We start from the raw sequence: 20,338 nt of genomic DNA, 5'->3' as shown, positions 1-20,338 counted from the left end.
GGCCCAGACTGCGCGGATGAACCTCCAGGACAGCGGAACGCATGCCGGCGTGGAGGCCCGCTGGCAGCGCCTGCCGACGACGTGGCGGCTGATGGTCGAGCGCGGCGGCTCCCAGGCCGCCGCGGGCCGGGGCGTCCTCGCCCTCATCGAAGCCGCCGCCGCGCAACCGGAACTGCGCCGGCTGTACCCGTTCACCAGCCACTGCGTCCTCCGCTTCGGCTCCCGCGGCGGCGTCCCGACCGAGGCGGACGCACCCGCCCTGGAACCGACGCGGGACGGCCGCTTCCGCGTCCTGAGCCCCGGCCTGCACCGCGTCATCGGCGAGGCGGACTCCGCGGAGGAGGCGGTGGCCCTGGCCGTCGCCCAACTCCCCCCGCCCTCCGCCTGAACGGCCCGCGCCGCGCCGGGCCCGTACGCGAACGGAGGCCGCGCCAGTCCCCCGTACGGGCGAGCACGGACTCACCCGGGTGGCGGACTCCGCACGCCTGACGGACCATGACAGCACGCGGCGATCCACCCGCGGGGGCGCCGGGGCCGATGCGTCCCGGCGCCCCCGCGGCTCCGCGTACGGCGGCCCCCGCACCACAGCACCGCCCACGGCCGCGTACGGCGGCCCCCGCACCACAGCAGCCCGCGGCCGCGTACGGCAGCCCCCGCACCACAGCACCGCCCGCGGCCGCCCGGGGGTGCGCCCCGCTACCTCTCGCAGCGCCCCAGCACGACCACGTACGTCCCCGCGTCGGACGCCCCGGCGCCCCTGCGCTCCGCGGCGCCGCCCCTCGGCGCGATGCCGAACTCGGTGAGCGAGGGATCCCGGATGATCTCGGCGTGGCCGCCGGTGCTCCGGTTCAGCCACCAGTCCACGGCCGCGCGGGGCGTCCCCGCGCCCGCCCACCCGTTGTACGTGATCTCGTAGCCGCCCCACGACCGGCCGCCCCGGCAGTACCCCGCGTCGCGGATCCGGTTCACGATCTGCTCGCCGCCCGTCCCGGCGGCCTGCGGATTGCGGTGCGGATCCCGCTTGTCCTGCGGGTCCTGCGGGTTCGGCCACCACTTCTGGGCGAGAGCCGCCGCCACATGGCGGTTCGCCGCCTCCCGCAGCTCCCCGGAATCCGTCAGCTCCCGCAGCCCGAGCCTCCGGCGCTCGGCGTTGACCAGGCAGTAGACGCCCGCGGTGGCGGGCAGCACCCCGTATCCGAACCGGCCGGGATCGGCGGGCGGGGGCCGGTCGTAGGCGTCGGCGCCCAACCCCTCGCAGTGCTCCCACGGCTGGGCCGCGGCGGTACCGGCCGCAGCGGCCGGCAGCGGCGGAACCGCGAGCGCGGCAGCCGCGGCGGCGGCAAGCAGGGCGGCGGCGCGGGCGCGCCGGATGCACATGCCCATGGCGGTGCCCGTCTCTCCCCGAGTCGGATGTCCGAGCCGCCGGGCGCGGAAACCCCGGCGGCGACCGGCCTGAACCGCCCTCCCCGGGCGCCCGGTTGCCCGTACCACCGCCCCCGGGGCGCGCTCCGGTGCACCACCCCCCATGGTGCGCCCCGGCACCGGCGCCCGCCAATCGGCCCCGGGACGGGCGCCGAACGGCAGACCGGGGCGCCGGCCTACGAGCGGGCGGAGGCCCGTGCTCCGGCCCCGGCGGCCGGCTCGGCCCCGCCACCGCCGGGCGGGGCGCCCTGCGCCGGCAGCCTCACCTGGAGCCGCCGCGGCCCGGACAGCACGTGCACCAGCCCGAACCCGGCGCCGACGACCGCCGCGCCGCCGACCGCGTCCAGCACCCAGTGGTTGGCCGTCGCGACGATCGCACACACCGTGATCAGCGGGTGCAGCGCCCCGAGCAGCTTCTGCCAGGCCTTCGGCGCCAGTACGACGACCACGATCCCGCACCACAGCGACCAGCCGAAGTGCAGCGACGGCATCGCCGCGTACTGGTTGGAGATGGCCGTCATCGCGCCGTACTGCGGGTTGGCGAGGTCCTGCGGCCCGTGCACCGTGTCGACGAAGCCCATGCCGGGCATCAGGCGCGGCGGCGCCAGCGGGTACAGCCAGAACCCGGCGAGGGCCAGGACGGTGGCCAGCCCCAGCGAGGCGCGCGCCCACCGGTAGTCGGCGGGCCGCCGCCAGTACAGCACGCCCAGGATCGACAGCGGCACCACGAAGTGGAACGACGTGTAGTAGAAGTTGAAGAACCCCTCCAGCCACGGCGTCGCCACCACCGCCTGGTTGACGGCGTGTTCGATGTCGATGCCGAGCGCCCGCTCGACGGCGTGGATCTGCCCGCCGTTCTCCTCCGCGAGGCTGCGGGAGGCGGGCGCGGCGGCCCGGATGTGCGAGTAGACCGAGTACCCGACCCGTATCAGCAGCAGCTCCAGCAGCAGGTTCGGCCGGGTCAGCACCCGCCGCCACAGCGGCAGGAGCGGGATCCGCGACCAGCGTGCCGCCGCCGGACGCCCGTACTCCGTCGGCACCGGCGTCCGCCAGTACGGGGAGCTGCGCGGCAGGAACGGCACGGCGCAGGCCGCAGCGAGCGCCGCCAGCAGCAGCACGTTGTCCCGTACGGGCGCCAGCGCGGCCAGGTTCGGCAGCAGCACCGAACTCGGCAGCGTCACCGCCAGGACCACCGCGACCGGCCACACCCGCCGGTCCGCGGCCCGCGCCCCGACCCGGCCCGCCACCGCCAGCAGCACCCACAGCAGCTGGTGCCGCCACCCCGTCGGCGCCACGGCGACCGCGACGCACCCGGTGACGGCGGCCGCGAGCAGCACCTGGCCGTCGCGGGCGTACCGCACGGCGCGCCGCAGCCCCGCCCACACGATCGCGGCGGCGAGCACCGCGTACAGCACGAACTCGCCGGGCCCGGACAGGCCGAGCCGCAGCAGCGCCCCGTGCACGGACTGGTTGGCGAGCGAGTCGGGGGCGCCGCCGAGGCCGGTACCGGCCAGGTGGTGCGCCCAGTACGCCCAGGAGTCGCGCGGCAGGGCCGCCCAGGACAGGGCGGTGGCCGCGGCGAACGTCGCGGCGGCCGCACCGGCGGCGGGGCGGCGGCCGGTCCGCCACAGCAGCGGGGCGAACAGCAGCAGGGCCGGCTGGAGGGCCGCGGCGAGCCCGACGAGGAACCCGGCCGGGCGGTCGGACGGCACCCGGAACAGCGCCAGGAGGACGAGCAGCACGGGCAGGGCGGGCAGCACGAGGACCGCGCCCCGGCCGCCCGCGGCGGCCTCGCGGACGGGCAGCGAGACCAGCATCAGGCCGACCAGCACGGGCGCGGCGAGGAGGGCGGTGCGCCGCGGGACGGGGTCGGGCAGGCCGCGCGCGGCGACCAGCCCGACGGCGGCGACGGTCAGCAGCGACGCGCACGTCCACAGGACGCCGAGGGAGGGCGGCGGGGCGAGTCCGAGGAACGGCTTCAGGACCAGTGCGGCGAAAGGCGTGCCGGGAAACCGGTCGGGGTCCTGGAGGGCGTGCGGGATGTACAGGCCGTGTGGGTCGTACGGGGCGTAGAGGGAGCCGGGAGTCCACGGGCCGGACGGGGCGCGCAGCACGGCGGCCGCCTGCCGGAGGGCGAGCACGCCGGCCAGCACCCAGAGGAGGAGGCGCACGGCCGTGAGCCGTGCCTCCGCACCCGCCGCCGAGGCGGCTCCCGAGGGGCCGCCCGCCTGCCCGCCTGCGCTTGTGACTCCGGCATGCCCGTGGGCACCGCTGTGCTCCGCCGCGTTCGCCACGCCTCGCAGGCCTCCCGCCCTCAGATGCGCAACCCCCGGTTCAGCCTGGCTGCCGCGCTGGATTTTCCGGGGACGACGATATCCCCCGCCGGGTCCCTGGGATGGCGGTCATGAGCATCGTGAGGACCAACAAGGGTGTCGAGGACTCACATAGGGCCCCACCTGCGGGTGCTCCGCGCTGGTGACGCAAGCATAGGAGCCCCGCCAGGCGGGGTCGGTCTCGCCGCACGAGGCTCGCGGCTGGCCCAGCGGCCAGGTCCCGGCGGAGGACGCCGCCGTGCACCTGCGCCCCGCCCGTCAAGGGCAGGGCGTCTCGAGGTTCCACATGGCCTGTAGGCAGCGCAGGCACTCACAGGGCGGGAACACATCCCCGAAGCCCTCCCAGTAGCCCTCACGGCGGAAGCGCGCCGCGTCGATCGGGTCGCGCACCAGGGGACGCACGGGGTCACCGGACCGGAAGATCAGCACGGGGCCGGCTGAGCCCCCGCTGAGGACGCGGACCGTCAGCCGGGACCGCCCCCTCACCGGACCCGCTCCACCACTGCGACTTCCGAGAACTCCCGCAGGAACGTCATGTGCCCCGTCCGCCCCGTGTGCTCGATGCACATGTCGGTGCAGACGTCCGCGTTGCCCGTCGGAGCGGCCGCCCACTGGCAGTCCGGGTTCAGGCACCGTGCCGTGGCGGTCGTCTCCGCCGACGGATGGCGGTGCATCACGTAGCGGACGTAGCGCAGGACGGCCGGTCATGCCGCCCCCTGTCGCGGGAGTGGTTGCTCAGCTCGGTACGCAGCGACTCCGCAGCGCCCAGGTTGCCGACCGCTTCGGCCACCTTCAGGTCAGCGTCCAGCGCGCGGCACACCCCGCATTCATGCGCGCGAGGCTCCGAACCCTCTGGCCAGGTCGTTTCCTGTCGTGCTGCCGTCGTCATGCCGCACCTCCGTGTCACCCTCGGTGCGGGCATCGTTCCGCCGCCGGGAGGTCCGGCCTAGTGTGATCCGTAGTGGCAACCATCCCCCGGGCCCCGGAATCCCTCTGCCTAGTGGCATCTCTAGTAGCAAGATGGCCGCATGGACATCGGGGAGCTGATCCGGGATCTCCGCACGGCTCGTGGCTGGAGCCAGGGGCTGTTGGCTTCGGAGATCAACAAGGTTCACGCCACGACGCTGACCCGGGAGTACGTGAGCAACTGGGAGCGTTCCAAGGTCAAGCCCGGCCCGTTCTACCTGGCCGCGCTGTCCGCCGTGCTCGACGTTCCCCTGGCTGTCCTTGAAGGTGAAGTGGACCGACGCGAGTTCCTTACCGATGTGGCCGGGGCCGCCATAGCCCCTGTCGTCGCCTCCGATCTGATCAGCGCAGGATTCGCCGCCCGGTTGCGTGGCGGGCCGTCAGCAGACGAGTGGGAGGCCAAGCTGACGACGTACGGCGCCCAGTACATGTCCATGGGTGCGGCGGACATCCAACGCCGCGTCTCCGGTGAACTCGTCACCGTGCAACAGCAGCTCGATGACCCACGGCTGTGGTCCGTCGCCTCCCGCCTGATGACCCTCTACGCCAAGACCTTCCCGGGGTCGGACGGCTCCAAGGCCGTGCACTGGTACCGGATGGCGGCGACTGCTGCGGACGAGTCCGGCAACGACGAAGCGCGGGTGTGGGTCCGGGGCCGTGCCGCTATCGCCCTGGGGTACGAGGGGGCGTCCCTCGGGGTCGCTGATGTGCTGGCCGACCAAGCCATGGCGATATCGGATCGTCCCTCCCTGGGCCTCCTCAACGCCGTGATGGGCAAAGCGCACGCGGCAGCGATCCGAGGGGACCGCGCAACAGCGCTCCACCTGGCGGACCGTGGCCGGCGCATCTTCGACAAGGCGGGGTCTCACGAGCAGACCAGCGACTACACCGTGCCCTGGTGGCGGATGAACGTCTTCCTGTCCCTCCTCCTGGCCCGCCTGGGAGACGAACGCGGAGCAGTGGAAGCCCAGGAGGCCGCACGCCGAGAACTCCCCGCAGAGCTGCCCCGCTTCGCGACGCACCTCGAGATGCACCGGGGCCTCATGCTCGCCCGGTCCGGAGACCTCTTGGGCGGAGCCGCCTATGCCCGGAAAGCGCTGGACGCCTTGCCGCCGGAGAAGCACTCCCTGACGCTGCGGTTGCTCATGGCGGAGATCGAACGCACCTGACGGCCGACGACCGCGAAACCCGTACGCGGGCAGGGCTGCCACCACGTTCCGGTCCCCGAGCTGGCGTTTTTGGGGGCCTCCCCAACTTCCTCACGGGGTCGTTCTCGGGTGCTGATGGAGACGTTTCCGCTGGTCAGCCCCAAACTAGGCCCGAAAAAGGGCACTGCACCCAGGGCGCGGATTCCGAGCTTGGGCCGGGTTCGCCAACGGGCACGCGCGCTGGGCTTTCGGACCGCCCTCCCCTCAGCAGGACGCAGGAAAGACCGTCCACCACCAGGGCGGACAGTCTCTCGGCTTGGCACGGGCTATTCGTTGTCGCCCAAGGCCCGGTACAGCGTGGCGCGGGAGACCCCAAGTGCCTTCGCGATGGCCGTAACGCTCTCCCCCTCTGCGCGACGGCCTTGGCCGCAGCGAGCTTGTCCGCGTCCATCACAGCAGGACGGCCGCCCACACGCCCCTGAGCCCTGGCAGCGTCCAGACCCGCCCGGGGCCGGTCTTTGATCAGGCTGCGCTCAGACTCCGCCATCGCGCCCACCACCTGAAGCATGAGCCGCCCGTCCGGCGTGTTCGGGTCGATGCTCGCCAGCGCTCCTGTCAGCACCTTGAAGCCGACGCCACGGGCAGCGAGCGAGTCCACGAGGGTCACGAGCCAATGAGTGACGCGCACCGGTCGCACTGCGCCACGGGTGGCGCCTGTGAATCGTCCTCACGACGCTTTGACTGACGGATGTAGGAGACTGCTCACACGTGGTCAAGGCTAGGTGCAGCGCCCAGCCTGCTTTTCCTGAGAGGTGTCATGTGCCTAGCGTGGTAAAGATCAACGTCCTGACCGTGCCGGCCGAGCAGCGCGAGGTCCTGGAGCAGCGGTTCGCGTCGCGGGCCGGGGCAGTGGAGGGTTCCGACGGATTCGAGTGGTTCGAGCTGCTGCGCCCGGTGGAGGGCACGGACCAGTACCTCGTCTACACGCGCTGGCGTTCGGAGGAGGACTTCCAGGCGTGGATGGAGGGGCCGATGAAGGCCGCGCACCAGGGCGGCGGCGCGGGTGCGGGCGCTGGTGCGGGCGCGGGCGCGGGCGAGCGTCCGAAGCCGGCGGCTTCGGCGTCGACGGTGTGGTCGTTCGAGGTCGTCCAGCAGGCGGGGCCGAAGGGCGGCGCCGGGGCCGGGGCCGCCGCCGACCGGTAGGCGCCGGCCCGGCCCGGGCCCCCGGGGGCGGCGCCGGGGCCGGGCGTCACCGCCAGAAGGCGTCCTCCTCGTCGATGTCCTGGGTGCACTCGTCGATGTCGGTGATCTTTCCGCCGACGATGGTGAAGAAGAGCCCCTGCTGCACCTCCAGGCCGCGGTCGCCGCGGTCGCCGTAGAAGGTGTGGACGGCCATCGCGTGGCCGCGCCCGTCCACGAGCACCGAGTGCAGTTCGATTCGTACCGTGCCGCCGGTCTCCTCACCGATCCGGCGGTACAGGTCGAGGACGGCCTCACGGCCCTTGTGGTGGCCGGACAGCGGGTTGCTGCCGGGCACGTGGTGGATGACGTCGGCGGTCATCAGGGCTCCGAGGGCCTGCATGTCGCCCTTGCCGAAGGCTTCGTAGCCGCGGCGGACGAGGGTAGCGTCAGGGTGTTCGGACATGGCGTTCCCGCCCTCCCGTTGATGCGATTAACCCCTTTTCCCATCATCAGCCCGCCTCTGTGGATATTCCACGCGTCGCCCGCCGCCCCTCCCCCACACTGGCGCCATGACCACACACACGACACCCCCGCGCCCGCCCCGATCCACACGCACACCCTCACTCACGCCCGCACCCGCAAGCCGCCCCGCCACGGAACCGGCGGCCGCCGCCTCCGGGCGGCGGAGAGACGCCGCGGACGGCGCTCAGTGGGCGGCGTGATCACGCCGCGGCTCGGCGTCGTAGGGCTCCTCGGCGTCCGATCCGCACAGCTCCGCGTTGATCTCCCGGACGAGTTCGGTCAGGTCGGTGGGCCGGTCCGGCCCCCACCAGTCGCCGAGCAGTTCGGCGAGGGACTCCTCGCGGGCGCGGGAGAGCCGGTTCGCGTGTTCCCGGCCGAGGGCGGTCGGGACCAGTTCCAGCCCTTCCCGTACGGCGAGCCGGCGCTCCTCCAACTGGCGGGCCGCATCCGTGACGACCTTGACCGGGACGGCAGTGCGCTCCGCGAGGATCGCGGGCCCGGTGGACCCGTACCTGGCCATCCGCAACAGCATCCAGCTCGCCGCGGGCAGCAGGTCCAGCCCGGCGCGAGCGGTGATCTTCACGTAGACGTCGCGGCGGCCCTCGCGGGTCCCGAGGACGGTCAGGGCACGGGCGACCTCGTCGCGGGATGAGCGGTGGACGGGGTTGGAGGCGAGCGTCTCGGTGACGTCGGGTGCGGTCACCGAGCCGCGGAGCACGTCCTCCCGGAGGAAGAGGGAGACGAGGAAGGCGAGGAGCACGACGGGCACGGCGTAGAGGAACACGTCCGTGATGGAGGCGGCGTAGGCGTCGAGGGCGCGCGGCTGGAGGTCCGCGGGCAGGGTGGCGATCGCCCGGGGGTCGGCTTCGATCTCCGCGGCCGTTCCCGGCGGCAGCGGCTGGCCGGCCAAGGCGGTGGTGAGTTTGCCGTCGAGCCGGTTGACGAAGACCGTGCCGAAGATCGCCACTCCGAAGGAGGCGCCGATCGATCGGAAGAAGGTGGCTCCGGAGGTGGCGACGCCGAGGTCGGCGTAGCTGACGGCGTTCTGCACGGCCAGGACCAGCACCTGCATGACCAGGCCGAGCCCGAGGCCGAACACGAAGAAGTACAGGCTCATCTCCCAGGCGCCGCTCGTGCGGTGCATCTGGTGCAGGAGGAGCAGCCCGACCGCGGTGACGGCGGTGCCTGCGACGGGGAAGACCTTCCACCGCCCGGTGCGGGAGACGATCTGCCCGGAGCCGGTGGAGGCGATCAGCATGCCGAGCACCATCGGCAGCATGTGGACGCCGGACATGGTCGGGGAGACGCCTTGGACGACCTGCAGGAACGTGGGGAGGTAGACCATCGCGCCGAACATGGCGAAGCCGACGATGAAGCTGATCACCGAGCAGAGGGTGAAGGTGCGGACGCGGAAGAGGCCCAGCGGCAGCACGGGTTCGGCGGCGCCCCGCTCGACGAACACGAACGCCGCGAGCAGCACAACGCCGAGGATGCCCAGCCCGGTGATCCGGGCCGAACCCCAGCCCCAGGTGCCGCCGAGGGAGGCGATCAGGACGAGGCAGGTCGCGACGCAGGCGATGAGGAAGGTGCCGAGGTAGTCGATGCGGTGCGGCTCGCGGCGCACCGGGATGTGCAGGGCGGCAGCGATGACCGCGAGCGCCACGAGACCGACGGGGAGGTTGATGTAGAACACCCAGCGCCAGGACAGCTGGTCGACGAACAGGCCGCCGAGAAGCGGGCCGAGGACGCTCGTCGCGCCGAACACGGCGCCGAAGAGGCCCTGGTAGCGGCCGCGTTCCCGCGGGGGGACGATGTCGCCGACGATCGCCATGGACAGCACGATCAGACCGCCGCCGCCCAGGCCCTGGAGGGCGCGGAAGCCGATCAGCTGGGGCATGTCCTGGGCGAGCCCGCACAGCGCGGACCCGATCAGGAAGATGACGATGGCCGTCTGGAAGAGCTTCTTGCGCCCGTACTGGTCGCCGAGTTTTCCCCACAGGGGTGTCGCGGCGGTCGCAGCGAGCATGTAGGCGGTGACCACCCACGACAGGTGGTCCATTCCGCCGAGTTCGCTGACAATCGTCGGCAGTGCGGTCGAGACGATCGTCTGGTCGAGTGCGGCGAGCAGCAGGCCCAGCATCAGTGCGCCGATGGGGACGAGCACGTCGCGGGAGGCGCGTTCGGCTGCGGGGCCCTGGCCGCCTGGACCGGTGTGGGGGTCGCGGGAGCCTGACGTCACTTCCTGGGACATCCGTTCCTCCTCGGGCCGATCAACATCTCCATCCTGAGCGGTGTGTCCGGTTATGGCCTCTCGGGAGGTTGGGCGGGCTGCGAAGGGTCTGCATAATCGCAGGCAATGCCCAGGGAGGGAGTCCAGTGAGCGCTGAGCGCTGTCCAGATTGCGACGCTGCGGGCGTCGACTGCGGGTGCGCGCCGGGCACGGGCGGGGGCGGTTTCGAGCCACTGAGGGTCCGCCCGTACGTGACGCTGCCCCACCCGGGCGCCCCCGCGGACCGCGCCCAGCAGCCGCCGCACCCTGCACAGCCGCCGGTGCACGGCGTCACCGCCGACCACGGACGACCGCACACGCCTCCGCCCGGGCCCGCCCCCGAGGCGGCGACCCCGGCGTACGGCATACCCGTATGGCCGGACACCCCGCCACAGGCGTACTGGGCGGCCGAAACGGCACCCCAGCCGACGGTCCCGCCGATACCGGCCGGACCGTCGGCGACACCGCCGGCACCGGCCCCGCCGGCCCAGGTCCAAGACCTCGGCCTGCTCGCACCACCGCACACCACAGGGGAAAGGGGAGAGGGAGGGGGCGGGGGCGGGGCCCCCAGGCGGAAGCGCACCGGCGGCGGCTCCCGGCGCCGACGGTTCCCGACGGTGCTGGCGGGCACCGGCACGGTGGTCGCCGTGGGCACGGTGGCGCTGGCGATGGGCATGCTGTCGCGTTCCGTCGAGAGCGACACGGTCCTCCTGGATGCCAAGCCCTCGGCGCCCGCCGCGAGCGTCCTCCCGACGACCCCGACGGAGTCCGCCTCCCCCTCCGCCGCCCCCACCAGGTCGGCGTCCCGCTCCGCGTCTCCGAGGGCGTCGAAGTCGGCGTCCCCGTCACCCACCGCGTCGGCTCCGTCAACCGCCGCGGCCCCGGCCACACCGCCCACCACGCCGAGCCCCAGCCGTTCGGCGACCGGCTCCGCATCGCCGTCGAAGGCACCCATCCTCCGCCAGGGCGACTCGGGGCCGGAGGTGGAGAAGATGCAGCGGCTCCTGGCGGCCAACGGCGTGTACCGCGGCAGGATCACCGGCCGGTTCGACAGCCGCACCAAGGAAGCCGTCGCGGAATTCCAGTGGCGCAACGACATCTACGACGACGGCTACGGCGTCTACGGCCCCGCCACCCGCAAGGCCCTGGAGCGCACCGCCTGATGCCCACGAAGCCGCCGCCTGCCCGGAGCAGGGGCCGTGGCGGGCTGCCCTGCGCCCGACCCGGCCGAGGTCCCGGCTGACGAGGCCGTACGACGTCCCCTGCCCCGCGTGCCGCTGCCCGCGCACAGCATGGCCGGCGGGCGGCCCGGGCGGGCGCCGGCTCGCGGCCACCACGGGCCGCCGGCACGCGAACCCACCTCACCCCCCGGCCACCGGACCCGCCGCACTCACCGCCGCCGACTCCCCGCGGGCCGGGCCCCGCCTTCGCCAGGCATCCCACCCGTCCTGACGCCGACTCCTGTCAGGCAGGCCGGCCCTCACGGGCCCCTGCGGACGCCCTCCCCCGCAGGCTGTGTCACTCCCTGCCCTCCATGCGCTTCCCGATGTCCCCACGCCGCCCTCCACCCCGACGACCATGCGGCGCTCCGCCGGCACAGCCGGGGAATGGCCGCCGCCAGAGCCCGCGCCCTCCCCTGCCGCCGCGGCCGCCCCGAGGCCCGGGTCTCGTCCGCATCCGGGGGCGATTGGCGCACCGGGCCCCCTGTTTTGTATCGTGTAGGAACAAAGTGGTTCCGTCCGCATTCCCTGACCGGTGGGCGGAACCGCTTGTTTCTTTCTCCCGCCCCGTCTGGAGCCCCGCCGATGCCGGCCAGCACCACCACCGCCCCCGCCGCCCTCACCGCCAAGGCCCTCCTGCTGGACATGGACGGCACCCTGGTCAACTCGGACGCCGTGGTCGAGCGCTGCTGGCGGGAGTGGGCCGTCTCACACGGCCTCGACCCGGAGGAGGCCCTCAAGGTGGTCCACGGCCGGCAGGGCTACGCCACGATGGCGATCCTGCTGCCCGACCGCCCGATGGAGCTCAACCACGCCGAGAACGCGGTGATGCTCGCCCGCGAGACCGCCGACACCGACGGCGTCGTCCCGATCGGCGGGGCTCCGGAGTTCATGCGGGCCATCGCCGGGCTGCCGCACGCCCTGGTCACCTCCGCCGACGCCGCCCTGGCCTCGGCCCGGATGGAAGCCGCCCGGCTGCCGCTGCCCGAGGTGCGCGTCACCGCCGAGTGCGTCGAGGCCAGCAAGCCGCACCCCGAGGGCTTCCTGAAGGGCGCGGCAGCACTGGGTGTCGACCCCGCCGACTGCATCGTCTTCGAGGACTCCGCCGCCGGCATAGCCGCAGGCAAGGCCGCAGGCATGCGCGTGATCGGCATCGGCCCGCGCGCCGCGGAGCACGGCCCCGCGGCCCACGTCCCCGACCTGACGTCTGTCGAGGTGGCTGCCGCTCCCGACGGCTCGATCCACCTCACCCTCACCCCCGCCGCCTGACCTGGCGTCACGGCAGCCGCGCCGGCCCGGGGAGGGGAGCACCGCCCCGGGCGGCACACCGGCCCCGCACCCCCGTACGCACGTACGCCCGACGGGGACTGGGGCCGGGGCCGGGAACCGGCCGGACCGGCACCCCGCCTCACCTCCGCCCCGGCCGCGTACCCAGGCCAGGCTCAGCCGACGACGGCCTCGTACAGGGAGAACCCGCCCAGGGCGGTCATCACGGCAGCCGCGATCTTCGTGATGAGGCGGAGGGGGACGTACTTCATGAGGGTCCGGCCGCCGAGGATGCCGATGCCGGCGACGGCCCAGAGAGCCAGTACGGCACCGATGCCGACCGAGAGCGGGTTGTCGTAGCGGGCGGCGAGGTTGGCGGTCATGATCTGCGTGAGGTCGCCGAACTCGGCGACGAGGATCAGCATGAAGCCGGCGCCCGAGACCTTCCAGAACGACTGGTCGGCGGGCGGCTTGACATCCTCGTCCCCGTCGCCCTTCTTCAGCAGCAGCATCGCCGCGCCGGCGAGGAAGAGGACGCCGACGACGGCCTGCACGAGCCGGTGGGGCAGCAGGGTGAGGACGCTGCCGGCGGCGATGGCGAGCGCCACGTGCACGGCGAAGGCCGCGGCGACTCCGGCGAAGACGTACGAGGCGCGGTAGCGGGTGCCGAGGACCAGGCCGGCGAGGGCGGTCTTGTCGGGCAGTTCGGCGAGGAAGACGACGCCGAAGGCGATGGCCGTGACGGCGATGCTGAAGTCGGTGCTGAACACGGGGCTGGGACCTCGATCGGTGGGCGGTCGGGCGCCGCTGTTCCGAGAGACCTGGAGTGCTGTGTCAGGGGTCGCTTCGGCTCGGCGGCGCCCTGACGGTGTTCGGTGCGTCCGTGGCGGTGCACGGGTGCGGTGAACGCGGACAGGACACTGCGGCCGAAGGTCTCGCTGGCCGACCGCGGTGTGCGGCCTGCCTCCGGGCGCCGGCTGGGTGGCCCAGCAGTATGTCGACGGTCCGGCGAAGAGCTACTCCCCTTCTGCTCCGCCAAGGATACGCGACGGCGCGGCCGCTGAAACGAGGCAGGCGGCCCGGTCACGACATGTCGGGAAGCCCCGCGGAGGCGTGCGGCGGGGGCACCCGCTGCCCCCGCCGGCCCACCCCTTCCCCCCGCCCCCGGGAGCCGGGCCTCCGCCGTGCCCACCCTCCGGAACCCCAACGTCCGCTCAGTCCGGGGAAGTTGCCCGCTCACAAGCCTGACGTGCACATGTCGCAAGCCGGTAACCTTGCGCCCGCCGACCCGCAATCCGGCACCGCCACCCTGGCCGCGGCCCCCTCCCACGGGGCCTTCCGGCCGCCACACCCCCACCACCCCAGGGAGCTCCCCCATGGCCCTCTCGGCCCGCATACCCTCCGTCTACGCGCGTCGCATCGGCGTGCTCGCGTCCTCCGCCGCGCTTGCCTCCCTCGCGTCCCTCGTGAGCGCCCCCGCCGCGCACGCCGCCCCGCCCACCCCCATCAGCGCCTCCTCCGCCCGGGCCTACCTCGCCACCGTCACACCCCGCACCGAAGGCTCCCTGACCGGCTACAGCCGCTCCCTGTTCCCGCACTGGAGCACCGTCTCCGGCACCTGCAACACCCGCGAGACGGTCCTCAAGCGGGACGGCTCGGGCGTCGTCACGGACTCCTCCTGCGCCTCCGTCCGCGGCTCCTGGTTCTCCGAGTACGACGGCGCCACCTGGACCGCCGCCTCCGACATCGACATCGACCACGTCGTCCCGCTGGCCGAGGCCTGGCGCTCCGGGGCGTCCTCCTGGACCACCTCCAGGCGCCAGCAGTTCGCGAACGACCTCACCCGACCGCAGCTCATCGCGGTCACCGACCACGTCAACCAGGCCAAGGGCGACAAGGACCCCTCCGACTGGATGCCCTCCCGCACCTCCTACCGCTGCACCTACGCCCGTATGTGGGTCCACGTGAAGCAGTACTGGGGCCTGGGCATGGACTCCGCGGAGAAGACGGCCCTGGTCAACGAACTGAACGCCTGCTGAGGGCCGCCCGGACGTCCGCCCCCGCCCGGCCCCGGGTCCTTTTCCCCCGCCCGGGGGAGGCCCGCCACCCCCTCCCCGTCGTACCGTGACCACAGGGTCGTCAGGAGGGGGAGTTCGATGGCCACGCTGCGCCTGGGGCCGCTGTTGCGCCACGTCGACTGGGAGACGGGCGGCTCGGCCACGCTGTGGGTCGAGGCCGACCGCCCGTGCCGGGCCGAGGTCCGCTGCGCCGACGGCGCGGGAGGCGATGCGCGCACGTTCCAGATAGCGGGGCACCACTACGCGGTCGTGCCGGTGTCGGGCCTGGCCCCGGGCACCACGACGGCGTACGAGGTCCTGCTGGACGGGGTCCGTGTGTGGCCGCTGCCCGACAGCGGCTTCCCGCCGAGCACGATCACGACGCCCGCCGTCGCCGGCCCCGGCCGGGCCGCTCCGTCCGTACGCATCACGTTCGGCTCGTGCCGGCATGCGGCGCCGCCCGCCGACCGGCACGGGCCGCACGGGCCGGACGCGCTGGACACCCTCGCCGCGCGGCTCGCCGCCCACCCGGACGAGCCCCGGCCCGACGTCCTGCTGCTCCTCGGCGACCAGGTGTACGCCGACCAGCCGTCCCGGGAGACCCGCCAGTGGCTCGCGGCCCGCCGCGACCTGCGGGACCCGCCCGGCGCGCAGGTCGCGGACTACGAGGAGTACGCGCGGCTGTACGACGAGTCGTGGCGCGACCCGGAGATCCGCTGGCTGCTGTCCACGGTGCCCAGCCTCCACATGTTCGACGACCACGACGTCATAGACGACTGGAACACCAGCGCGGCCTGGCTCGCGGAGATGCAAGCCCAGCCGTGGTGGCGGGAGCGCGTGCTCAGCGGGCTGATGTCGTACTGGGTGTACCAGCACCTGGGCAACCTCTCCCCGGCCGAGCTGGCCGCCGACCCGCTGTACGGGGCGGTGTGTGCCTCCCCGGACGGTACGGAGGCGCTGCGCGCCTTCGCCTCCGCGGCCGACTCCGGCCCGGCAGCCGTGCGCTGGAGCTACCGCCGGGACTTCGGCCGGACCCGGCTGCTGATGGTGGACACGCGGGCAGCCCGGGTCCTGGCGGAGGACCGGCGGGCCATGCTGCATCCGGCGGAGGAGCAGTGGCTGCGGGAGAACGCCCTCGCCGGCCACGGGGGCTTCGACCACCTGCTGATCGGCTCGTCGCTGCCCTGGCTGATACCGCCTCTGATCCACGACGCCGAGGTGTGGGACGCCGCGCTGTGCCGCGGGGAGCGGGGGCCGCGCTGGGCGCGGGTCGGCGAGCGGCTGCGGCGGCTGGCGGACCTGGAGCACTGGGCGGCGTTCCCCGGCTCGTTTGCCGCGCTCGGCGACCTGATCGAGGAGGTGGGGACGGGCCCGCGGGCGCCGGCGACCGTGGCGGTCCTCTCCGGGGACGTCCACCATGCGTACGTGGCCGAGCCCCGGATGGCCACGGCGGCGCGGGTGTTCCAGCTGACGTGCTCGCCGGTGCACAACTCGGTGCCCGGGGTCGTCAGATGGGGCTTCCGGCTGGGCTGGTCGCGGCTGGGCCGCCGGCTGGGCCGGGTCCTGTCCCGGCACGGGCGGACGGCGCGGCCTCCGCTGGCCTGGCGGCGCACGGGCGGGCCGTGGTTCGGCAACCAGCTGATGACGCTGTCGCTTTCGGGCCGGGAGGCGCGGCTGCGCCTCGACCAGGCGCGCCGCAGCCGCGGCGGCCGCGGCGGGCGGCGCGCTGCGCGGCTGGTGGGTGTGCTGGACCGGCGGCTGACACCGGACGGTTGAGGGCCGGGACCCGCGCGGAGGGCGGGCGGGTCCCGGGCGTACGCTGTGTGGCTGTCAAGCCGCTCCTGCCGCTCCCCCGCGACGTCGCGGCGCTGCATGCCGTCGCACGCCAACCGGACTGGGGAGTCCCGCTTGTTTGAGACGCTGGGGTCGCTGACCACGAGCCCGTGGATCTACGCCGTGGTGGCCTTGTCGGTGGTGCTGGACGTGTTCCTGCCGGTATTGCCGAGCGGCGTCCTGGTGATCACGGCGGCTGCGGCCGCGGCGGCGGCCGGCGCGGCCGGTCCGGTGCCCGTGCCGGAGCAGGTGCCGGACATCGCGGCGCTCCTGGTGATCGCCGCGACGTCGTCGGTGCTGGGTGACATGGCGGCGTTCCGGGTGGCCCGGCGCGGCGGGGGCCGGCTGGAGCGGGCCATCGCCCGGTCCCGCAGGCTGACGCTCGCCCAGGAGCGCCTCGGCACGGCGCTGGCCCGAGGCGGCGGCGCCCTGGTCGTGATCGCCCGGTTCGCGCCCGCCGGCCGGTCGGTGGTCTCCCTCGGCGCCGGCAAGACCCACCGCAAGGTCACGGAGTTCCTTCCCTGGTCGGCACTGGCCGGCATGGCCTGGGCCGGCTACAGCGTCGCCCTGGGCTACTTCGGTACGCAGTGGCTGGGCGCGGCCTGGCTCGGCACCGCCGTGTCGGTACTGGCCCTGTTCGCCGCGGGGGCCCTGGCGGGCTTCGTGATCCGCCGCCCGTCGCCGGCGGTGTAGCAGCAGCGGCAACACGTACGCGTCACGCATCCCCCGGACGGCGCACCGGCTCACCCGTTCACCCAGCCTGAATCGCCGTGCCCGGCGGGGGCTCCTAGCGTCACAGAGAGGCGCACAGCCGAATTCCGCGTCACATCCGTGGCGGGGTCGCGCCGTTTCGAGGAGCCCCGAGGAGTTCTCTCCATGACCGCCAAGCTGCCGAACCGCCGCCTGCTGGGCCTCGCGGCCGCGACGCTCGCCGTGGCCGCCGCGACCGCCACTCCCGTCACCGCAGCCCCGTCCGTCACGTCACCGACCGCGACGGTCTCCCCGACCAGTGCCGCCCCCGGCAGCCGCGTCAGCCTCACGCTCCGCGGCTGCGCGACCCGGGCGGCCAGGGCCACGTCCACCGCCTTCGGCGATGCCCGCCTCGCCCCGGCGACGGGCGACGGCACGGCCCTCTTCGGTTCGGCGACCGTCTACAACAACGCCTCCACGGGTGCGCACTCGGTCACCTTCGACTGCGGCGACGGCTCCAGGATCACGGTGTCCCTGCAGGTCACCCCGGGCGCGGCCCGCGGCGGTACCGGCGGCAGCATCGGCGGCGCCAACCCGGCCCTGATCGCCGTCGGCGGCACCCTGGCCGCGAGCGCCCTCGGCGCGGGCGTCTGGGTACTGCGCCGCCGCACCCGCACCACCTGACGGCCGGCGGGGCGGCTACGCGGCCGGCGCCGCCGCCCCCCGCACCTTCAGCCCTTCGAGCAGGTCCCGCGTCGCCTCGGCGACGGCGTCCACGGCGGCGTCGAAGACCTCCTGGTTGTGCGCGGCGGGCGCCCGGAAACCGGACACCTTCCGCACGTACTGCAGTGCGGCGGCGCGGATCTCCTCCTCGGTGGCCTTCTCGGGGATGGCGGGCGGTCGCAGCGTCTTGATGGAACGGCACATACCCCCACTATCCGCTACCGGGGCAGTTCCGCTCCGGACAACTTCACGATCAAGGCGGCCTGGAGCCGCGCCCGCACCTCGGGGTCGGCGACCTCGTCGAGCAGCCCGACCGCCTGCTGCATGGCCGCGGCCGCCCGCCGGTCCTCCCTGAGGGACGCCGTCTGCGCGGCCATGTGCCGCAGCGCGATGTCGGCCCGCCGGTGGAGGAGCTGCCCGATCAGCGTGACGACCACCCCGACGGAACACGTCACGACGCCGAGGTAGAGGTCCCCGGAGGTCTCGGCCCGCCACACGGCGAGCGCCACCCCGAACAGCAGGATCGCGGCCCCGGCCCCGGCGAACCACTGGCTGGTGACAAAGCTGCTCCGCGCCTGCGCCAGCCCATAGGCGTAGTACTCGACAAGCACGGACGTGAAGTCCCCGTCCCCCCGCCGCCCGCCCCGCGGAAGGGCCCCGACATCCGCGTACTTGGCATCCGGCTCCCCCTCCCGTTCCCCCATCCCTGCGAGCAGCCGCTCCCGCTCAACCCCCCGCCACCGCTCAAGCCTCTCCCCGAACAAGCCCACCACCCCCACAGCCGCCTGCCCGGACGCGCCCGGTGCCCCGCTCACTCCTCGCAGCCGCACTCCGCCCCGCTGCTGTCCGCACGGTGCGGATTTCAGGAACACCGTCACCGGGGGGAACCAGCAGACGCCCGGCAAGCGCAGTCCTACGGGATTCGCCTCGATGACGACCTCTCCCCCGAGCTTCCGCAACTGGCACTGAACCGTCTCCCGAAGTCATGCCCCGTACTGACCGCCCCAACCAGCCGCCCGCCCGGCTCACGAACGTGCATGGCGGGCACAACGAACGGGGTGGTCAGGTGGTGGCAGTTCCGTACTCGGCTGACCCTTGTTGCCCGACGCTGCTGTGGAGGCAGCGGGGGGGACCAGCCTTCGATGTCCCCGAAGATCGCGCTTCCGGCAGCCGTGTGGGTGCGCCAGGTGCGTCGACCGACGAGATCGTGCACGATGCGTGGCACAGGTACGTGCGCCAGCTGCGCTCAGCAGCCCAGTAGGGCGTTGCCGTCACTCGTAACGTCAAAGCCCCGTCGAGTTCGGCGGGGCCTCTGGAGAGGTGAGCGACGGTTTCGAACGCCGACATCTACCTCGTAAGCTCGCCCGTCGGGCCCCGAGCGTAGGGAAGCGTGACAGCAGTCCTCAAGGTGCAGCCCACCTTCCTCCACCGTCCGACGGCTTAGCCGCCACGACCGGCCGGTAGTCATCGTTGAGCACGTGCGAGTCGCGTGTCGCCGCTTCCTCGCCTCCTCCGCCTCGGGCACGTCAAGATCGAAGCGCCGTTCGTTTGTAACTACGGCACGGTGGGGCGCCCCTGTAGTCAAGTGCCTGCCGCGCGGCACCAGGATTGGGTAGTCTCGGGATACTTCGACCGGGGAGGGGCCCGCAAATGAGCGTCGTAATTTCGTTCTTTAACAACAAGGGCGGCGTGAGCAAGACCACTACTTGTTTCAATCTCGGCTGGATGTTGGCCGAGAGGGGCAAACGGGTGCTAATTGTCGACGCAGACCCGCAGTGCAACCTGACCGGAATGGTGCTCGACCTCAGCAACAATAACGCACTTGACAGCTTTTATGCGAATAATCCGCAGCGCAATCTCAAGGATGCACTCGAGCCGGCCTTCGCTTCGCGGCCTAAACCTCTCGAGCCTGTGGATTGTGTGCCCGTCCCCGGAAGGGAAGGCCTTTTCCTGATTCCAGGCCATGTTGGACTGGCCGAATACGAGGTATCTCTAGGGATCGCACAGCAGCTGTCCGAGTCGGTGCAGGCACTGAAGAACCTCCCAGGGAGCTTCAACTACCTCTTCGAGATTACCGCGGAGAAATATGAAGCTGACTACATTTTGGTGGACCTGAGCCCGGGCCTCGGATCGATCAATCAGAATCTTGTCGCAACGGCAGACTTCTTCGTGGTGCCAGCCAGTCCCGATGTCTTCTCCGTAATGGCAATCGACTCCCTTTCGAGGGTGATTCCACGATGGATCCGCTGGGCGGAAAGCGCGGCACAATTGGAAGCCCTGTCAACTGCCGACTACCCATTTCCTGAGCCGAAGCTGAAATTTCTGGGGACGATCATTCAGCGATATCGACTTAAGGGCGGTGAGCCTACGGAGGCCTTCCGCACATATTTCGAAGAGTTGGACTCCGCGATCGACAATGTACTTGCACCCGCCTTCAGGAAAGCCGGCGTTCTCCTGGCGGACACAACCTACGAGGAAGCTGGACTGGATGCATACCTGCGACTCGCCTCCATTCCAGATTTCAATACCTTGATTGCAAACTCTCAACAGGCACGGAAGCCAGTCTTCATGCTCACTCAGGAAGATGTCGGCCGGCGAGGCTTCGTCTGGGCCACCCAAAAGAAGAGCATCGAGTCGTTCCGGCAGGTATTCGAGCAGCTGGCCGAGCGGGTGGAAGTGCTGGCGGTGCAGTAATGCCCGGACTTAG

19 protein-coding genes and 1 pseudogene are annotated in these 20,338 nt (G+C 72.7%); 10 read left to right on the top strand and 10 right to left on the bottom strand.

What is annotated here, in order from left to right; genetic code table 11:
• Positions 1-16: 16 nt before the first annotated feature.
• A complete protein-coding gene (locus tag MUK52_RS22055) occupies positions 17-388 on the top strand; it encodes a DUF6193 family natural product biosynthesis protein (protein WP_114057396.1) in 372 nt (123 codons plus the stop codon).
• Between the two features lie 308 nt (positions 389-696).
• Here MUK52_RS22055 and MUK52_RS22050 read toward each other — a convergent pair whose 3' ends face one another.
• The 3 genes from MUK52_RS22050 to MUK52_RS22040 all read right to left on the bottom strand — a co-directional run bounded on the left by MUK52_RS22050 (position 697) and on the right by MUK52_RS22040 (position 4,450).
• Positions 697-1,383, bottom strand: coding sequence for a CAP domain-containing protein (locus tag MUK52_RS22050; protein WP_162793290.1), 687 nt, complete (start codon positions 1,381-1,383; stop codon positions 697-699).
• A gap of 215 nt (positions 1,384-1,598) precedes the next feature.
• Positions 1,599-3,593, bottom strand: a complete 1,995-nt coding sequence (locus MUK52_RS22045; protein ID WP_284579390.1) for a bifunctional glycosyltransferase 87/phosphatase PAP2 family protein — start codon at positions 3,591-3,593, stop codon at positions 1,599-1,601.
• A gap of 644 nt (positions 3,594-4,237) precedes the next feature.
• Positions 4,238-4,450: a DUF7848 domain-containing protein gene (locus tag MUK52_RS22040; RefSeq protein ID WP_502963631.1), complete on the bottom strand. Its 213-nt coding sequence runs from the start codon at positions 4,448-4,450 to the stop codon at positions 4,238-4,240.
• Between the two features lie 333 nt (positions 4,451-4,783).
• Here MUK52_RS22040 and MUK52_RS22035 point away from each other — a divergent pair, with 333 nt between their 5' ends.
• Positions 4,784-5,890 carry a helix-turn-helix domain-containing protein gene (locus tag MUK52_RS22035; RefSeq protein ID WP_284579386.1) on the top strand — a complete coding sequence of 369 codons (1,107 nt, stop codon included), beginning with the start codon at positions 4,784-4,786 and terminating at the stop codon, positions 5,888-5,890.
• A 305-nt stretch (positions 5,891-6,195) separates the two neighbouring features.
• Here MUK52_RS22035 and MUK52_RS22030 read toward each other — a convergent pair whose 3' ends face one another.
• Positions 6,196-6,258 (bottom strand): helix-turn-helix domain-containing protein, encoded by a 63-nt coding sequence (locus MUK52_RS22030; RefSeq protein ID WP_284581751.1) that lies wholly within the window; start codon positions 6,256-6,258, stop codon positions 6,196-6,198.
• Between the two features lie 143 nt (positions 6,259-6,401).
• Positions 6,402-6,527: pseudogene (locus MUK52_RS22025) on the bottom strand (recombinase family protein); the annotation flags it as partial.
• Between the two features lie 161 nt (positions 6,528-6,688).
• On the opposite strand from MUK52_RS22025, the gene MUK52_RS22020 reads away from it, so the two are divergent.
• On the top strand, positions 6,689-7,072 hold the full coding sequence (locus MUK52_RS22020; RefSeq protein WP_114057404.1) for an antibiotic biosynthesis monooxygenase family protein: 384 nt from the start codon (positions 6,689-6,691) through the stop codon (positions 7,070-7,072).
• 46 nt (positions 7,073-7,118) lie between these two features.
• Here MUK52_RS22020 and MUK52_RS22015 read toward each other — a convergent pair whose 3' ends face one another.
• Together MUK52_RS22015 and MUK52_RS22010 are read right to left on the bottom strand one after the other, a co-directional pair.
• The gene (locus MUK52_RS22015; RefSeq protein ID WP_284579384.1) at positions 7,119-7,514 is read right to left on the bottom strand and encodes a nuclear transport factor 2 family protein; all 396 of its coding nucleotides are present in this window, start codon (positions 7,512-7,514) and stop codon (positions 7,119-7,121) included.
• A gap of 243 nt (positions 7,515-7,757) precedes the next feature.
• Positions 7,758-9,824, bottom strand: a complete 2,067-nt coding sequence (locus tag MUK52_RS22010; RefSeq protein ID WP_284579382.1) for a DHA2 family efflux MFS transporter permease subunit — start codon at positions 9,822-9,824, stop codon at positions 7,758-7,760.
• Between the two features lie 635 nt (positions 9,825-10,459).
• On the opposite strand from MUK52_RS22010, the gene MUK52_RS22005 reads away from it, so the two are divergent.
• Both MUK52_RS22005 and MUK52_RS22000 read left to right on the top strand, forming a co-directional pair.
• A complete protein-coding gene (locus tag MUK52_RS22005) occupies positions 10,460-11,005 on the top strand; it encodes a peptidoglycan-binding domain-containing protein (protein WP_284579379.1) in 546 nt (181 codons plus the stop codon).
• A 642-nt stretch (positions 11,006-11,647) separates the two neighbouring features.
• Entirely contained in the window at positions 11,648-12,331 is a 684-nt protein-coding gene (locus MUK52_RS22000; RefSeq protein WP_284579377.1) for an HAD-IA family hydrolase, read from the top strand.
• A 173-nt stretch (positions 12,332-12,504) separates the two neighbouring features.
• Here the strand turns inward: MUK52_RS22000 and MUK52_RS21995 are convergent, their stop codons facing one another.
• On the bottom strand, positions 12,505-13,098 hold the full coding sequence (locus tag MUK52_RS21995; RefSeq protein ID WP_284579375.1) for a TMEM165/GDT1 family protein: 594 nt from the start codon (positions 13,096-13,098) through the stop codon (positions 12,505-12,507).
• A gap of 624 nt (positions 13,099-13,722) precedes the next feature.
• On the opposite strand from MUK52_RS21995, the gene MUK52_RS21990 reads away from it, so the two are divergent.
• The 4 genes from MUK52_RS21990 (at position 13,723) to MUK52_RS21975 (ending at position 17,592) form a co-directional block, all read left to right on the top strand.
• Entirely contained in the window at positions 13,723-14,367 is a 645-nt protein-coding gene (locus MUK52_RS21990) for an HNH endonuclease family protein (protein WP_114058891.1), read from the top strand.
• A 117-nt stretch (positions 14,368-14,484) separates the two neighbouring features.
• Complete coding sequence (locus MUK52_RS21985) at positions 14,485-16,161, top strand: alkaline phosphatase D family protein (protein WP_284579372.1); 1,677 nt, start codon at positions 14,485-14,487, stop codon at positions 16,159-16,161.
• Between the two features lie 132 nt (positions 16,162-16,293).
• Positions 16,294-16,911, top strand: a complete 618-nt coding sequence (locus MUK52_RS21980; protein WP_284579370.1) for a DedA family protein — start codon at positions 16,294-16,296, stop codon at positions 16,909-16,911.
• A 183-nt stretch (positions 16,912-17,094) separates the two neighbouring features.
• Positions 17,095-17,592 carry a hypothetical protein gene (locus tag MUK52_RS21975; protein ID WP_114057412.1) on the top strand — a complete coding sequence of 166 codons (498 nt, stop codon included), beginning with the start codon at positions 17,095-17,097 and terminating at the stop codon, positions 17,590-17,592.
• Positions 17,593-17,607: 15 nt separating this feature from the next.
• Here MUK52_RS21975 and MUK52_RS21970 read toward each other — a convergent pair whose 3' ends face one another.
• Positions 17,608-17,835, bottom strand: coding sequence for a DUF2277 domain-containing protein (locus MUK52_RS21970; RefSeq protein ID WP_114057413.1), 228 nt, complete (start codon positions 17,833-17,835; stop codon positions 17,608-17,610).
• Positions 17,836-17,849: 14 nt separating this feature from the next.
• Positions 17,850-18,242 carry a TRADD-N-associated membrane domain-containing protein gene (locus tag MUK52_RS21965; protein WP_246042680.1) on the bottom strand — a complete coding sequence of 131 codons (393 nt, stop codon included), beginning with the start codon at positions 18,240-18,242 and terminating at the stop codon, positions 17,850-17,852.
• A gap of 1,039 nt (positions 18,243-19,281) precedes the next feature.
• Between MUK52_RS21965 and MUK52_RS21960 the strand changes: the two genes are divergently transcribed.
• Complete coding sequence (locus MUK52_RS21960; protein WP_284579367.1) at positions 19,282-20,325, top strand: ParA family protein; 1,044 nt, start codon at positions 19,282-19,284, stop codon at positions 20,323-20,325.
• The last annotated feature ends 13 nt before the right edge of the window (positions 20,326-20,338 follow it).

Origin of the sequence: Streptomyces sp. 2P-4 (assembly GCF_030167965.1) — a bacterium.
GTDB lineage: Bacteria > Actinomycetota > Actinomycetes > Streptomycetales > Streptomycetaceae > Streptomyces > Streptomyces globosus_A.
The sequence above is the reverse complement of the archived record's forward strand: the minus strand, read 5'-3'. Positions and strand labels throughout refer to the sequence as shown.

What these genes read in the sequence shown, in the direction of transcription:
- MUK52_RS22055 (WP_114057396.1), top strand. Translation starts at nt 17, where the DNA reads ATGAACCTCCAGGACAGCGGAACGCATGCCGGCGTGGAGGCCCGCTGG.
- MUK52_RS22050 (WP_162793290.1), bottom strand. Translation starts at nt 1,383, where the DNA reads ATGGGCATGTGCATCCGGCGCGCCCGCGCCGCCGCCCTGCTTGCCGCC.
- MUK52_RS22035 (WP_284579386.1), top strand. Translation starts at nt 4,784, where the DNA reads ATGGACATCGGGGAGCTGATCCGGGATCTCCGCACGGCTCGTGGCTGG.
- MUK52_RS22015 (WP_284579384.1), bottom strand. Translation starts at nt 7,514, where the DNA reads ATGTCCGAACACCCTGACGCTACCCTCGTCCGCCGCGGCTACGAAGCC.
- MUK52_RS22010 (WP_284579382.1), bottom strand. Translation starts at nt 9,824, where the DNA reads ATGTCCCAGGAAGTGACGTCAGGCTCCCGCGACCCCCACACCGGTCCA.
- MUK52_RS22000 (WP_284579377.1), top strand. Translation starts at nt 11,648, where the DNA reads ATGCCGGCCAGCACCACCACCGCCCCCGCCGCCCTCACCGCCAAGGCC.
- MUK52_RS21985 (WP_284579372.1), top strand. Translation starts at nt 14,485, where the DNA reads ATGGCCACGCTGCGCCTGGGGCCGCTGTTGCGCCACGTCGACTGGGAG.
- MUK52_RS21975 (WP_114057412.1), top strand. Translation starts at nt 17,095, where the DNA reads ATGACCGCCAAGCTGCCGAACCGCCGCCTGCTGGGCCTCGCGGCCGCG.
- MUK52_RS21970 (WP_114057413.1), bottom strand. Translation starts at nt 17,835, where the DNA reads ATGTGCCGTTCCATCAAGACGCTGCGACCGCCCGCCATCCCCGAGAAG.
- MUK52_RS21960 (WP_284579367.1), top strand. Translation starts at nt 19,282, where the DNA reads ATGAGCGTCGTAATTTCGTTCTTTAACAACAAGGGCGGCGTGAGCAAG.